We start from the raw sequence: 13,857 nt of genomic DNA on the forward strand, positions 1-13,857 counted from the left end.
GGGCGACTGCGTCCCGGGAGGGGGTACTGCTGTCCGGTCGGGAGGGCGGGGTCGGGCCGGCGGACCGGCCGGGGCCGCCGCGCGCGGCGGAGGGAGGGCTGGGGCGGACGGGGTCGGGACCGCGGTCGCGACCGGGCCGGATCGGCCGGGGCTCCGGCCGGTGGCGCCCCTGGTGGGGGTGCCGGGCCGGGGCGTCACGGACGGAGCGGCATGGCCGCAATCGTGCTGGTAAGCGCTATCCATGTTCTCAAGTGTTCATTTTTTAGCACCGCGTCACGTGAGGTGTCAACGCTCCCTTTCTGAACACGACACCCGCGCGTCACATCTCGAACCCCGCCGGGCCCGCCACCACCAGCGGAACCACGGAAAACAGTCACCCCGGGAGGGCGGAGGGCGACGAAACCGGCCCCGTGCACCGCGGCATGTCGGATCGGCCCCCTCGCGACTCCCCTTCCCCATCTCTTGCCCTCAGGATCGGAAAGCGTTTACCATGCCGAACACGCACGGCGTCCGGCCCGCCGGGACCGGGCCGTCCGCCGGAGCGGGCGCGCGTGCCCGCTCCGGCGGGCGAGGTGCCGATCGGACCACCGACCGCCCCGCCGCCGTCGCGGAAGCGCCCGTGGCCCGGGGCGTCAGGACCGCCGGGACGGGGCGGCGCCGCTCTTGCGCATGAGCTGCGCCGAGCGGGCCGCGCGGGCCGTGACCAGGACGGTGGACCGGCGGCCGAAGAACCGCGACAGGGACGTGGCGAGCACGTTGCCGGCGCGCGAGAGCGCACTCGGAACCGACCTGCGGCGGTCGAGCGCCCGGACCAGCGCCAGGGCGACCTCGTCGGGGGTCTGGAAACCGCCCGTGTACCCCTCGGCGCCGATCGCGTCGAAGAACTCCGTACGGGTCAGCCCCGGCGAGAACGCCATGGTGCGCAGCCCGCTGTCCCGGGTCTCCCACCACAGCGCCTCGGCGAAGGACAGCACGAACGACTTGGTCGCCGCATAGGCGGCCATCCCCGGGATCGGCTGGTAGGCGGCCATGCTGGCGACGTTGACCAGGTAGCCGTCGCCCCTCTCGGCCAGCCGGCCCACGAAGGCCCGGCTGAGGTCGACGACGGCGCCCACGTTGAGGGCGACCATCGCGCCGAGCTCGTCGGGGTCCTGCTCCCGGAACGCACCGTCCATGCCGACCCCGGCGTTGTTGACGAGGCTGGTCACCTCCAGGCCGCGGCGGTCGATCTCGGCGGCCAGCTCCCTCCCCGCCCCGGGGCGGCCGAGGTCGGCGGAGACGGTCTCGACCCCGACGCCGTGGGCGTCGCGGAGTTCGGCCGCCAGCGCCTCCAGCCTCTCGGCGCGCCGGGCGACGAGGACCAGGCTCGTCCCGCGTTCGGCGAGCCTGCGGGCCAGGGCGGCGCCGATGCCGGAACTGGCCCCGGTGATGAGTGTGGTCTGCGAAGCGTGGTCGATGCTCATGCCGACACCTTACGACAATCGTGGCACTAGGTGTCAACTTTGTCGCTTGATGACGCACTGTGTAGAGTGCGGGGGTGCGCAGTGAAGAACCGGTACCGGGCCTGAGGGAACGCACCCGCCGAGCGGTACACCGGGAGATCGCCGAGGCCGGGATGCGCCTCTTCCTCGAACGCGGTTTCGAGGAGACGACCATCGACCAGATCGCGGAGGCCGCGGGGATCTCCCGCCGCTCCTTCTTCCGCTACTTCGGGACCAAGGAGGACGTGGTCCTCGGCGACCTCGTCGACCGGGGCCGCCGGGTCCGTGACGCGCTCGTGCAGCGCCCGCCCGAGGAGGAGCCCTGGGAGGCGGTCCGGGCCTCCCTGCTGTCCCTGCGCACCGTGCGGCCGGTCGACACCGACCGCGAGCTCCGGATCGGGCAGATGCTGCACCGGACCCCCTCCCTGCGCGCCCGCCACATGGAGAAGCAGCTCGCCTGGAAGGAACTCCTCGTCCCCGAGCTCGCCCGTCGCCTGCGCGGCGCGGACGACCCGGACGGAACAACGGCCGAGCACCGCGCCGCCGCGATCGTGGCCACCGCCCTGGCCTGCCTCGACGTGGCCAGTGAGACCTGGCTCCGCCTCGACGGAGCCGTCCCCCTCGAACAGCTGTGGGACGAGGCCGTCTCCGCCGTCCGGGGGTGAGGCCGCCGGGGACGGAGTCCGCGGCGCTTCGTACGTCCGGCGCCTTCCCGCCGGACCTCAGACGCGCGGGTCGAGGTCCTCGGGGGTGAGCGGGCGGCCGGGCAGGGGCGCCGCCGGGCCGGGCCTCAGCCCGTCCAGCGCCAGGGCGAGGACGCGCTCGTACACCTGCGGCCCCAGCGCCCCGGCGGTGGCGCCCATGCCGGTGACCACGAGCGCCACGAGCATCAGCACGTCCCCGGTGCCCACGTCGGGACGGAGTGCCCCCTCTGCTTGAGCGTCCCGGACCAGGCCGTCGATCACGAGCCTGAGCTCCCGGGCCGCGGCGCGGGCGGGCGCGTCGTCGCGGACGAGGGGCCAGGTGTGGGGCGAGAAGAGCGTCAGGCGCAGGGTGAACCACAGCTCCGGCATGTCCTTGAGGCCCACGAGGAAGGACTCCCACCCGCGGCCGCCCTCGTCCGCGGCCTCCCGGGCCCGGGCGAGCAGGACCCCGAAGCTGTCCCTGGCAGCCTCGCGGACCAGCGCGTCGCGGTCGGGGAAGCGCCGGTAGAGGGTCCCCACCCCCACACCGGCCCGGCGGGCGACCTCCTCCATCGGCACGTCGGCGCCGCGCTCGGCGAACACCGCCTTGGCCGCGGCGACGATCAGGTCGCGGTTGCGCCTCGCGTCGGCCCTCAGTGCCTGCGGCTCCGCCATCGCGCCACTCCCCTCGACTCCAGCGCCCCATTGTCCATCACGCGGACCGGTGGACGATCACTCTCCGCCTTGGTACGGTCACTCATGCAAGCGGAAGGAATTCGTCCGCATAAGCATGGCACCGAGGGAGCCGAGTCGTGGCCGCAGAACAGCCGTCCGCCCTTCCCACCGCCCGCACCTGCCCGTACGCCCCCCGCCAGGAGCACGTCCGGCTCCGCGAGGAGGAACCCGTCAGCAGGGTCACACTGCCCACCGGCACGCAGGCGTGGGCCGTGACCCGCCACGAGGACGTCCGCGCGCTGCTGGCGGACCCGCGTTTCAGCTCGGACCGGAGCCGGCCCGGCTTCCCCATGCTGGAGGAGAAACGCAAGGAGTCCGCCTCCGTCCTGCCGAGGATGCTGGTCGGCATGGACCCGCCCGAGCACGGCCCGGCCCGCCGCGCGGTCCTGGGCGAGTTCACGGTCAAGCGGATGAACGCCCTCGGGCCGCGCATCCAGGAGATCGTGGACGAGCACGTGGACGCCATGCTGGCCGGGCCCCGCCCGACGGACCTGGTCCGCGCCCTGTCCCTGCCGGTCCCCTCCCTCGTGATCTGCGAACTCCTCGGGGTGCCCTACGACGACCACGAGTTCTTCCAGAGCAGGTCGGCCTCGATCGTGAGCCACACCGTCCCGCCCGAGGAGCAGAGGGAGGCCCTGGTCGACCTGGCGGTCTATCTGGAGGAGCTGCTCCGGGCCAAGGAGGCCCGGCCCGGCGACGACCTGCTGAGCCGGCAGATCCTGCGCCAACGGAAGGAGAGGGGCTCCGTCGACCGCCGCGACCTGACCGGCCTGGCCTTCCTCCTGCTCAGCGCGGGACACGAGACCACGGCCAACATGATCTCGCTGAGCGTGCTGCAACTGTCCCGGAACCCGGAGGCCAGGGAGGCGCTCCGGCGGGACCCGGGCGGGACGCCGCACGCCGTCGAGGAGCTCCTGCGGTACTTCACCATCGCCGAGCAGGCGGTGGGCCGCGTCGCCGCGGAGGACGTGGAGCTGGGCGGGCGGCGCATCCGGGCCGGGGAGGGCGTCCTGGTCCTTTCCCACACCGCCAACCGCGACCCCCGGGCGTTCCCGGACCCCGACGCCTTCGACGTGGCCCGCGGGGCACGCAACCACCTGGCGTTCGGCTACGGCGCCCACCAGTGCCTCGGGCAGAACCTGGCCCGCATGGAGCTCCGGATCGTCATCGACACGCTGCTGCGCCGGATGCCCGGGCTCGAACCCGCAGTGCCCGCCGACCACCTCCCCTTCAAGGACGACGCCATCGTCTACGGCATCCACGAGTTCCCCGTCACCTGGTAGCGCGGGCACGGCCACGGCCGCCGCGGAGGAGGAAGGACACGAGTATGAGGGTCGGCGTGGAGGAGGACCGCTGCTGCGGTTCGGGCCAGTGCGTGCTGCTGGCGCCGGAGGTCTTCGACCAGCGCGAGGACGACGGGACCGTGGTCCTGCTGGACGCGGCCCCGCCCGAGGCCCTGCACGGGGACGTCCGCGACTCCGCGGCCGTCTGCCCGGGCGCGGCGATCCGCGTCGAGGAGGCGTGAGGCCCGCCCCGGCGCGGTTCCCGCCGCCGGCGGGAACCGTCAGACCGGGTCGACGCGGGGCCTGAGCAGGCAGAACTCGTTGCCCTCCGGATCGGCGAGCACGTACCAGGGCTCCTGCCCGGTCTGGCCGATGTCGACGCGCTCGGCACCCGCGGCCAGGAGGCGTTCGAGCTCGGCGTCCTGGTCGCGGTCGGTGGCGTTGACGTCGATGTGCAACGGGAGCCTCCCGTTCCTCGGCTCGTCGCTGCGCAGGAAGACGAGCTCCGCCTGCGGGCCGTCGGCCCCCTCGCGCGGGCCGATCCCGACGCCCTCGTCCTCCTGGGCGTGCACGACGAAGTCCAGGACCTCGCACCAGAACCGCGCCAGCGCCTCGGGGTCCCGGGACTTGAGCACGAGGCCGGTGATACGGCATGCCATGGTCGGAACCCGCTCTCAGCTCGGGGACTGCCCGGACGGCCGCGCGGGCTCGCACGGCCGGACACCCATGCGACGGTACCCGGCCGAGCCCGCGTGGGCCAGGGGGTTCCGGGCCGGGCGCGCCGCGTGCGCGGAGGCGCGGCGGCGGATCTACCAGCGCCGGCGCACGGTGCCCTTGGGCCCGGCCACCAGGCTCGCCGCCGGCACGTCGTCGGCCACGGTCGTCCCGGCCGCGACGACGGCGTCGCGGCCGATGCTGACGCCGGGCAGGATCGTGGCCCCGGCGCCGATCCACACGTTCTCGGCCACGTCGATGGGAGCGCCGCTGAGGAACCGGCGCCGTTCGCCGGGGTCCACCGGGTGGCCCACGGTGATGAACGTGGCCTTCGGGCCCACCATCACCCCCCGGCCCAGCCGGATGCCGGCGTAGTCGAGGAACGTGCAGCCCTGGTTGACGAAGACGCGCTCCGCCAGGTCCAGGCGCAGGCCGTGGTCGGTGTAGAAGGGCGGGTAGACCGTCACCCCCGCGCGCAGGGGCCGGCCCAGGATCTGCTCGAGCAGCGCGGCCCTTCCGGCCTCGTCGTCGAAGGGGAGGACGTTGAGGCGGGAGGTCAGCTCCGTGGCCCGCAGCACCCTCTCGCTCATCGCCCTGAACTCGGGCCCCAGGACGCGCTCGCCCCTGGCCAGGAGCTCCGGGTCGTGGATCGGCATGAAGCGGTCGTCGGTCGTCATGCGGCGATTGTGGCGCACCCCCCGCAGGAGCGGGATGCCCGTGATCCGTCCGCCGGACGGCACCCGCTCCCACCGGGCGCGCGGGGGCCGCCGCAGACCCCCGCCTCAGTCCTTTCCGACCCGCTCCCCCTCCGCGGGGCCGGCTGCGTCCGGCCCGGACAGCACGTCGAAGGCGCGGCGCCGGTGGGCGGCGAAGAGGGCGAGGGCGGCCCCGGCGTCGCGGGCGCGCAGGGCCCCGGCGAGTTCGCGGTGCTCCCCCGGGACGTGCGCGAGGTAGTCCTCCGTGCTGACGCGGACCCTGGTCAGCAGGAACAGGTGGACCTGGGACCGGATCGCCCGCCAGGCCTCCACCAGCCGCCCGTGGCCGGAGGCGTCGTAGACGGCGTCGTGGAAGGCGATGTCGCAGCGCACGAGCGCGTGTTCGTCCCCGGCCCGCTCCATCCGCTCCGCGAGCCCCGCGACGGCGTCGAGCTCCTCGTCGGAGGCGCGGGCGACCACCTCCCGGACGGCCAGCTCCTCCAGCGCGCCCCGGAGGCTGTCGAGTTCGGCCACGTCACGCGGGGACAGGGTGGTGACCGTGGCCCCGCGGTGCCAGGCGCTGCGGACCAGGCCCTCGCGCTCCAGCCGGAGCAGGGCCTCGCGCACCGGGCCGCGGCTGACCTCCAGCACCCGGGAGAGCTCCACCTCGCGCAGTGGGGCGCCCGGCGCGTAGACCCCGCTGAAGACGGCCTCCCGGACGCGGTCGGCGACCTCCTCGGCCAGCCCCCTGCGGCGTGCGGGCGCCACCGTGCCCCGTTCGTCCGCCACTCCTGCCTCCTTCTTTTGTCGCAATGTTAACATTGCGACATCGCTTCTCGGCGGCACGCCGGGAGCGCTCCTCAAGGAAGGCGGACCGCACACATGACCGTCCTCGACTCCCCGATCCCGCGGTTCCACCTGGCCGTGCCGGTGGACGACCTCGCGGCCGCGCGCCGCTTCTACGGCAAGGTACTCGGCCTGGAACAGGGGCGCAGCTCCGACACCTGGGTGGACTGGAACCTGCACGGCCACCAGTTCGTCACGCACCTGGCGCCCGCCCGGTCCGAGCGCGTGCACAACCCGGTCGACGGCCACGACGTGCCGGTACCGCACTTCGGGCTGATCCTGCCGGTCGCCGCGTTCCACGAACTCGCCGGACGGCTGCGCGAGGCGGGGACGGAGTTCGTCATCGAGCCCTACGTGCGCTTCGAGGGACAGCCCGGCGAGCAGTGGACGATGTTCCTGCTCGACCCCGCCGGCAACGCCCTGGAGTTCAAGGCGTTCGCCGACGACTCGCAGGTCTTCGCCGTCTGAGCGGGCGGCCCGGGGGCGCCCGGGCACCGGCGCCCCGCCCGCGACCCGGCGGGCGGGGGCCGGTCCCCGACCACCGTGCGGAGCCCGTTCCGGCCACGGGTCGGCGGGCAGGGGCGGCCGCGGGCCCCCGGGTCAGACCGCGGTGCCCGCCCCCGCGCCCTGCGCCTGCACGCCCCGGAGCCAGCGCACGGCCTGCTCGCTGCCGGCGTCCAGGTCCCCGGGCAGGTCGTCGAGGAAGGTCTGGTCGCCGTGCCTGGCCATCTCGGCGCGCACGGCGTCGGGGTCGCCCTCCTCGATGACCCGCAGCAGGCGGCGGTGGCGCAGCACGTTCGCGGTGGCCGTCTCGTTGCGGTGCGCCCGGGCGTGCCGGTTGAGCACCATGCACAGCTTCATCTGGAGCTGGAGCGACCGGTAGGTCTCCTCCAGGCGCTGGTGCCCCGACAGGCCGACGACCGCGGTGTGGAACTCGAACTTCTGCTCCGACAGCTCGGCCTCGTCCCGGGCGTCGGCGGCGGCCTCCATGCGGCGCAGCGCCTCCCAGCACCGCTCCAGCCGCCGGGGCTCGACCACGGGGATGCCCAGGTCGATGGCCATGTTCTCCAGCTGGTGGCGCAGGGTCATGATCTCGTAGACGTCGTGCAGCGTGAGCGGGGTGACGACCGCCCCCCGGTGCGGGGACTGGCGCACCAGGCCCTCGTGCTCCAGGCGGCGCAGCGCCTCGCGCAGGGGCGGCCTGCTGATGTTGAGCTGCTGCGTGAGCCGGTTCTCCACCACCCGCTCCCCGGGCAGCAGCTCCCCGGCCAGGATCATCCGCCGGATCGAGCGCGCCGCCAGCTCCACCATGCTCGGCGGCTTGACGATCCGCTGGTCGCCCCGCGCCCCGGCCCCGGTGCCGGCCGCCTCGGACCGGTCCATGGTCCCTCCCTCGTCCTCGTCGTGCGGGGCCCCGGCCGGGGCCCCGCCGTTCCATACTGTCACCGTCGCGCGGGCCGCCCCGGCTCCAGTGCGGCCGCGACCAGCTCCACCGGGTGCCAGGCGCGGCGCTCGGTCCCGTGCCCGATCTGCTGGCGGCACGAGACCCCGGTCGCGGCGACCACCGTGTCCTCCTCTTCGGCCTCGATGGCGGGGAAGAGCCGGTCCGAGCCGACCTTCATGGACATCTCGTAGTGCTCGGCCTCGAACCCGAACGACCCGGCCATCCCGCAGCACCCCGCGTCGAGCTCGACGACCTCCGCCCCGGGGATGCGGCGCAGGAGCGCCATGGTCGCACCCGTGCCCACCTCGGCCTTCTGGTGGCAGTGGCCGTGGAAGAGGATCCGCCGCCCCGCGGGCCAGGAGTCCGCGGACAGGGTCAGCCGCCCCTCGTCCAGGGCCTCGGTCAGCAGCTCCTCGACCTGGCGCACCCGCCCGGCGACGTCGGCGACGCGGGGGTCGCCCGGCAGCATCGACGCGGCCTCGTCCTTGAGGGTGAGCACGCAGGAGGGCTCGCAGCCGACGATCGGCGTGCCGGCGGCGGCGCCCTCGCTGAGGAGCCCGACCAGCCCGCCGACCTTGGCCTTGGCGTCGTCGACGAGCCCCTTGGACAGGCTGGACCGCCCGCAGCACCCCCGGCTCTCCAGGCGGACCCGCCATCCCGCCCGTTCGAGGAGGCCGATGGCGGCCCGGCCGATCCCCGGCTCGGTGAAGGTCGAGAAGGAGTCCGCGAGGAAGGTCAGCTCGCCCAGGGGCGCCTCCCCCGCGGGCGCCCCCCTGCGGCGGAACCAGCGCACCAGGTTCTGGCGCTCGAAGCTCGGCAGGGGGCGCCGCGCGGTGATCCCGGTGGCCCTCTCCATCAGGCGCCGCAGCACCGGCCACCGGTTGGGCAGCCCGCTCAGCGGCGCGGTGGCCGATCCCAGCCGGTACAGGGTGCGCACCGCCCCGAAGATCCGCGTGCGCAGCGGGACACCGTGGGCGTCGTGGTAGTGCGACTGGGTCTCGCTCTTGAGCTTGGCCATGTCCACGCCCAGGGGGCACTCGCTCTTGCACGCCTTGCACATGAGGCACAGGTCGAGGACCTCGTGAAGGCGCTCGTCGCCCAGGGCCGCCGTCGGGTCGGGCTCGGACAACGCCTTGACCAGGGCGTTGGCCCGGCCGCGGGTGGCGTGCTCCTCGTCGCGGGTGGCGATGTAGGAGGGGCACATCGCCCCCGTGGTGCTCTTGCGGCACAGGCCGATGTTCATGCACCGGTCGGCGGCCCCGCGCATGCCGCCCACGACCTCGAAGGCGAGCCGCGTCCGCACCGGGGCGGCCTCGGGCAGGGCCGGGTCGCGCAGGTGGTCGGTCATGGGGGGCGCGTCGACGATCTTGCCGGGGTTGAGCAGGTTGTGGGGGTCGAAGACCCGCTTGACCTCCTGCATGGCCGCGTACAGCTCGGGTCCGAAGATCTGGCGGTTGAACTCGCTGCGGGCCAGCCCGTCGCCGTGCTCGCTGGAGTTCACCCCTCCGTACTCGGTGACCAGGTCCTTGACCTCCTCGGCGACCGCGCGCATCCGCTCGGCCTCCCCGGGCACCGCCAGGTCGACGAACGGGCGGATGTGCAGGCAGCCCACCGAGCAGTGGCCGTAGAACCCGGCCTCCATGCCGTGCCGGTCGAGGATCTCCTTGAAGCGGGTGGTGTACTCCACCAGGTGGACGGGGTCGACGGCGGTGTCCTCCACGAACGCGAGGGGGCGCCGGGTGCCGCTGCCCGCCGCCATGAGCAGGCCGAGGCTGGACTTGCGCACCTTGAGCAGGGCGGCCTGCTGCTGCGGGGTCACCGCCTCCAGGGTGTGGTAGCCGTGCCCGGAGGCCTTCCAGGTGCGGGTGAGCCGGTGCAGCCGGTCGACGAGCTCGGCCTCGTCGTCGCCGGTGAAGGAGACGAACAGCAGGGCCTCGGGGTCGCCCTGGAGGATGTCGCCGAGGGAGGCGTACTCGATGCGCTGCCGGGACAGGTCGAGGATGGTGCGGTCCATCAGCTCCACGGCGGCGGGGTCGTGCGCCAGGGCGTCCTGGGTGGCCGCGATCGCGGCCGGGACGCCGGTGAAGTGGCCGACGGCGATGACGGTCCGCGCGGGTTTGGGGACCAGGTCGACCTCGGCCCCGGTGGCCAGCACGAGGGTGCCCTCGGAGCCGACGACGAACTTGGCCAGGTCGAAGGCGGGGTCCTGTGCGAGCCGGTCCAGCCGGTAGCCGCACGCCCGCCGCCAGAAGTCCGGGTACCCGGTGGCGACGGCCTCGGCGTTCTCGCTCAGGATGCGGGCCAGGCCCCGGTGGATGTCGCCCTCCAGGCCGGGGCGGGCGGCGAGGTCGGCGCGCTCGGCCCCGGAGTAGGGGCGCAGCGTGGTGCGCGCGGCGTCGGCCAGGACCACGTCCAGGGCGCGCACGTGGTCGATGGTCATGCCGTAGCGCAGGGAGCCGCTGCCCGCGGAGTTGTTGCCGATCATCCCGCCGACGGTGGCGCGGTTGCTGGTGGAGGTGTCGGGGCCGAACATCAGGCCGTGGGGGGCCGCCGCCGCGTTGAGCTCGTCCTGGACCACGCCGGGCTGGACGCGGGCCACACGGGCCTCGGGGTCCAGGGAGAGGATGGAGCGCATGTGCCGCGACATGTCGACGACCAGGCCCGCCCCCACGGTCTGCCCGGCCAGGCTGGTGCCGGCGCCGCGGGGGGTCAGCGTCACGCCGAGGCCGCCCGCGACCGAGGCGACCGCCGCGACCTCGTCGGCGTCGCGCGGGAAGACGACGCCGAGCGGCGTGATCGCGTACATGCTCGCGTCCCGGGAGAACAGGTGGCGCGAGTAGTCGTCGAAGCGGGTGTCCGTCACCCCCTCCCGGCGGAGCAGCTCCCGGGCCTCCGCGGCGAGCCCGGCGGGCGCCGCCCCTCCCCCGCCCGCTCCGCTCGTGCCGCTCTTCTGCGTCGTGCTGGTCATCGCCGCCTCCATCGCTCGCGTCCGCCCCGGTCCGGGGCCCCTCGGGTCGGTCGTCCGGTCCGTCTCAGTGCTCGTCCAGCAGCTTCAGCGCCGCCGCCAGTCCGTCGCCGGCGGGCGTGATCCCGGCGTGGCCCAGGCCCATCTGCACCCCGGCGAGCGCGCCGGCGATGGTGAGGTCGTTGGTGTGGCCCAGGTGCCCGATGCGGAAGACCCGCCCGGCCAGGCGGCCCAGCCCGGCGCCCAGGGACATGTCGTAGCGGTCCAGGATCACCTTCCTGACGTGGTCGGCGTCGTGCCCCTCGGGCACGAGCACCCCGGTGAGGACGCCCGAGTACTCGCGCTCGTCCGCGCAGAGCACCTCCAGTCCCCAGGCCCGGACCGCGGCGCGGACCGCCCGGCCGTAGCGGTCGTGGCGGGCGAAGACGGCGGGCAGCCCCTCGGCGTTCAGGATGCGCAGCGCCTCGCGCAGGCCGTAGAGGAGGTTGGTGGCCGGGGTGTAGGGGGTGAACCCGCGCGCGTTGGCCTCCAGCATCGGCGCCCAGTCCCAGTAGGACCTGGCCATGCGCGCGGTGCGCGACGCCTCCAGCGCCTTGGGGCCGACGGCGTTGAAGGCGAGTCCGGGCGGCAGCATGAGCCCCTTCTGCGAGCAGGACACGGTGACGTCGACGCCCCACTCGTCGTGCCGGTAGTCCACCGAGCCGAGGGAGGAGATGGTGTCGACGAGGAGCAGCGCGGGGTGGCCGGCGGCGTCGATGGCGCGGCGCACGTCGGGGACGCGGCTGACCACGCCGGTGGAGGTCTCGTTGTGGACCACGCACACGGCCTTGACCCTGTGGCCGGTGTCGGCGGCCAGGACCTCGGCGAGGCGGTCGGGGTCGGCGCCGCGCCGCCAGTCGCCCGGGAGGACCTCCGCGTCCAGGCCGAGCCTGCCGGCCATCTCGCTCCACAGCGTGGAGAAGTGGCCGGTCTCGGAGCAGAGCACGCGGTCGCCCGGGGAGAGGGTGTTGACCAGGGCGGCCTCCCAGGCCCCGGTCCCCGAGGAGGGGTAGACGACCACGGGCCCGGTCGTGCCGAACACCGGGGGCAGGTCGCGCAGGAGCCCGCTCATCAGGGCGCCGAAGCCGGGGCCGCGGTGGTCGACGGTCGGCGCGGACATCGCACGCAGGACCTCGTCGGGAACGTTGCTGGGGCCGGGAATCTGGAGGAAGTGGCGGCCGGTGGCGTCATCCATGGTGATCCTCTCGAAGCAATATCCGCATAGTGGAATATTGATTCCACTGAACGGATCCTAGAAGCCCCGACCCGATCGCCACAACCCCCTTGTCGCCGCCGGATCCCCACTTTACTGTGACTCACATCTCAGGCAATGGTTGACGTCGGCAGATTCAACGGAGATACTTCTGCAAGACAGAATCTATATTCCACAATACGAAATAGTGGAATGCAGCGGTGCGTCAGTCGCCCCCCACCGACACCCAGGCCCGCGAACCCACGGCGCATCCCGGCCCCCACGGCCCCCGTCCGACTCTCCGCCGCCGAGCCTTCACAGGAGGCCACGTGCCCGCAGAAGTCATCTCGATCGTCGTCCTCGTCCTCGTCTTCCTCATCGCGACCCTCACCTCCGTCCACATGGGGGCCCTCGCCCTCTTCGCCGCCTTCGTCGTCGCCCTCGCGGTGGCGGGCGAGAGCACCGACGACGTGTTCGGCGGGTTCCCCGGCGACCTGTTCGTCGTCCTGGTGGGCGTCACCTACCTGTTCGCCCTGGCCAGGAACAACGGCACCGTCGACTGGCTGATCCAGGTCGCCGTCCGCGGCGTCGGCGGACGCGTCGCCCTCATCCCGTGGGTGATGTTCGGCGTCACCGCGGTGCTGACCGCCGCGGGCGCGGTGGTCCCCGCCGCCGTCGCGATCGTCGCCCCGGTCGGCCTGGGCTTCGCCCTGCGCTTCAGGATCAACCCCGTGCTCATGGGCCTGCTGATCATCAACGGCGCCAGCGCGGGGGGCTTCTCCCCCATGAGCATCTACGGCACCATCACCAACGGCGTCGTGGCGCGCAACGGCCTGGAGGGCTCCCCGCTGCTGCTCTTCGCCGCGACGTTCGCCTTCAACGTGCTGCTCAGCGTGGCCGTCTTCTTCCTGTTCGGCGGCCGCTCCCTGCTGGGCCGCCGGGAGGGCGAGGAGTCCGCGCCGACCCCGCCCGCCCCCGAGGAGGGCGGGGGTCCCCGCGAAGCGCTCCCCGGACCCGTCGCCGGAGGCGGCACGGCCCCGGCCGCCGCCCCCGGCCGGCCGGGCGGGCCGACCGCCACCGCGACCAGGCCGGAGGGCGCGGCCGGGACCGACGACGGCGGGGCTACCGCAGCCGTGGAGGAGGAGCGGATCGTCCTCACCAGGGACCGCGTCCTGACCCTGCTCGGCATCGCCGCCCTGGGCGTGGGCGCGCTCGCCTTCGGCCTCGACGTGGGCCTCACCGCGATCAGCGTGGGCGTGGTGCTGAGCATCGTCTCCCCCGGCGGCGCCAAGGGGGTCGTCAACCAGGTCGCGTGGCCCACCGTGCTGCTGATCTGCGGGATCGTCACCTACGTCAGCCTCATGGAGCGCATGGGGACGATCGACTTCCTCGGCGGCAGCGTGGCCTCCATCGGCATCCCGCTCCTGGCGGCCCTGGTGATCTGCGTGGTGGGCGGCGCGGTCTCCGCGTTCGCCTCCACCACCGGCATCCTCGGGGCGGTGATCCCGCTGGCCGTGCCCTTCCTGCTGGTCGGGGAGGTCGGCGCGATCGGGATGATCACCGCCCTGGCGATCTCCTCCTCGGTGGTCGACTCCTCGCCCTTCTCCACCAGCGGGGCGCTCGTCGTGGCCAACGCCACGCCGGACCAGCGCGACCTCGTCTTCCGCCGGCTCATGGTGTGGGGCATGAGCATGATCGTGGTGGCCCCGCTGCTGACCTGGGGAATCCTCGTCCTCCCCGGCTGGCTGTAGCCGCCGCGCGCCGGGGCGGGCGGGGCGTC

13 protein-coding genes are annotated in these 13,857 nt (G+C 73.9%); 5 read left to right on the top strand and 8 right to left on the bottom strand.

Annotated features, from left to right (window positions below; genetic code table 11):
* Positions 1-632: 632 nt before the first annotated feature.
* The gene (locus ACFQBR_RS05765; RefSeq protein ID WP_344178374.1) at positions 633-1,463 is read right to left on the bottom strand and encodes an SDR family NAD(P)-dependent oxidoreductase; all 831 of its coding nucleotides are present in this window, start codon (positions 1,461-1,463) and stop codon (positions 633-635) included.
* A gap of 74 nt (positions 1,464-1,537) precedes the next feature.
* Between ACFQBR_RS05765 and ACFQBR_RS05770 the strand changes: the two genes are divergently transcribed.
* Complete coding sequence (locus tag ACFQBR_RS05770) at positions 1,538-2,146, top strand: TetR family transcriptional regulator (protein ID WP_344178376.1); 609 nt, start codon at positions 1,538-1,540, stop codon at positions 2,144-2,146.
* Between the two features lie 57 nt (positions 2,147-2,203).
* Here the strand turns inward: ACFQBR_RS05770 and ACFQBR_RS05775 are convergent, their stop codons facing one another.
* Complete coding sequence (locus ACFQBR_RS05775; RefSeq protein WP_344178379.1) at positions 2,204-2,839, bottom strand: TetR/AcrR family transcriptional regulator; 636 nt, start codon at positions 2,837-2,839, stop codon at positions 2,204-2,206.
* A 137-nt stretch (positions 2,840-2,976) separates the two neighbouring features.
* On the opposite strand from ACFQBR_RS05775, the gene ACFQBR_RS05780 reads away from it, so the two are divergent.
* Positions 2,977-4,182 (top strand): cytochrome P450, encoded by a 1,206-nt coding sequence (locus ACFQBR_RS05780; RefSeq protein WP_344178381.1) that lies wholly within the window; start codon positions 2,977-2,979, stop codon positions 4,180-4,182.
* A gap of 44 nt (positions 4,183-4,226) precedes the next feature.
* Complete coding sequence (locus ACFQBR_RS05785) at positions 4,227-4,424, top strand: ferredoxin (protein ID WP_344178384.1); 198 nt, start codon at positions 4,227-4,229, stop codon at positions 4,422-4,424.
* 39 nt (positions 4,425-4,463) lie between these two features.
* Here ACFQBR_RS05785 and ACFQBR_RS05790 read toward each other — a convergent pair whose 3' ends face one another.
* The 3 genes from ACFQBR_RS05790 to ACFQBR_RS05800 form a co-directional block, all read right to left on the bottom strand.
* Positions 4,464-4,841, bottom strand: a complete 378-nt coding sequence (locus ACFQBR_RS05790) for a VOC family protein (protein ID WP_344178387.1) — start codon at positions 4,839-4,841, stop codon at positions 4,464-4,466.
* Positions 4,842-4,991: 150 nt separating this feature from the next.
* Positions 4,992-5,573 (bottom strand): sugar O-acetyltransferase, encoded by a 582-nt coding sequence (locus ACFQBR_RS05795; protein ID WP_267949587.1) that lies wholly within the window; start codon positions 5,571-5,573, stop codon positions 4,992-4,994.
* 105 nt (positions 5,574-5,678) lie between these two features.
* On the bottom strand, positions 5,679-6,380 hold the full coding sequence (locus tag ACFQBR_RS05800; RefSeq protein ID WP_344178390.1) for a GntR family transcriptional regulator: 702 nt from the start codon (positions 6,378-6,380) through the stop codon (positions 5,679-5,681).
* 93 nt (positions 6,381-6,473) lie between these two features.
* Between ACFQBR_RS05800 and ACFQBR_RS05805 the strand changes: the two genes are divergently transcribed.
* Positions 6,474-6,905, top strand: coding sequence for a VOC family protein (locus ACFQBR_RS05805; RefSeq protein ID WP_344178392.1), 432 nt, complete (start codon positions 6,474-6,476; stop codon positions 6,903-6,905).
* A gap of 132 nt (positions 6,906-7,037) precedes the next feature.
* Here ACFQBR_RS05805 and ACFQBR_RS05810 read toward each other — a convergent pair whose 3' ends face one another.
* The 3 genes from ACFQBR_RS05810 to ACFQBR_RS05820 all read right to left on the bottom strand — a co-directional run bounded on the left by ACFQBR_RS05810 (position 7,038) and on the right by ACFQBR_RS05820 (position 12,080).
* Positions 7,038-7,820, bottom strand: coding sequence for a GntR family transcriptional regulator (locus ACFQBR_RS05810; protein WP_344178395.1), 783 nt, complete (start codon positions 7,818-7,820; stop codon positions 7,038-7,040).
* A 59-nt stretch (positions 7,821-7,879) separates the two neighbouring features.
* The gene (locus tag ACFQBR_RS05815; protein ID WP_344178397.1) at positions 7,880-10,849 is read right to left on the bottom strand and encodes an FAD-binding and (Fe-S)-binding domain-containing protein; all 2,970 of its coding nucleotides are present in this window, start codon (positions 10,847-10,849) and stop codon (positions 7,880-7,882) included.
* Between the two features lie 64 nt (positions 10,850-10,913).
* Complete coding sequence (locus tag ACFQBR_RS05820; protein WP_344178399.1) at positions 10,914-12,080, bottom strand: pyridoxal-phosphate-dependent aminotransferase family protein; 1,167 nt, start codon at positions 12,078-12,080, stop codon at positions 10,914-10,916.
* A 326-nt stretch (positions 12,081-12,406) separates the two neighbouring features.
* Between ACFQBR_RS05820 and ACFQBR_RS05825 the strand changes: the two genes are divergently transcribed.
* Positions 12,407-13,828 carry an SLC13 family permease gene (locus ACFQBR_RS05825; protein WP_344178400.1) on the top strand — a complete coding sequence of 474 codons (1,422 nt, stop codon included), beginning with the start codon at positions 12,407-12,409 and terminating at the stop codon, positions 13,826-13,828.
* Positions 13,829-13,857: the final 29 nt, after the last annotated feature.

It is taken from the genome of Nocardiopsis tropica, assembly GCF_042660575.1.
In the GTDB taxonomy this organism is placed as follows: Bacteria; Actinomycetota; Actinomycetes; order Streptosporangiales; family Streptosporangiaceae; genus Nocardiopsis; species Nocardiopsis tropica.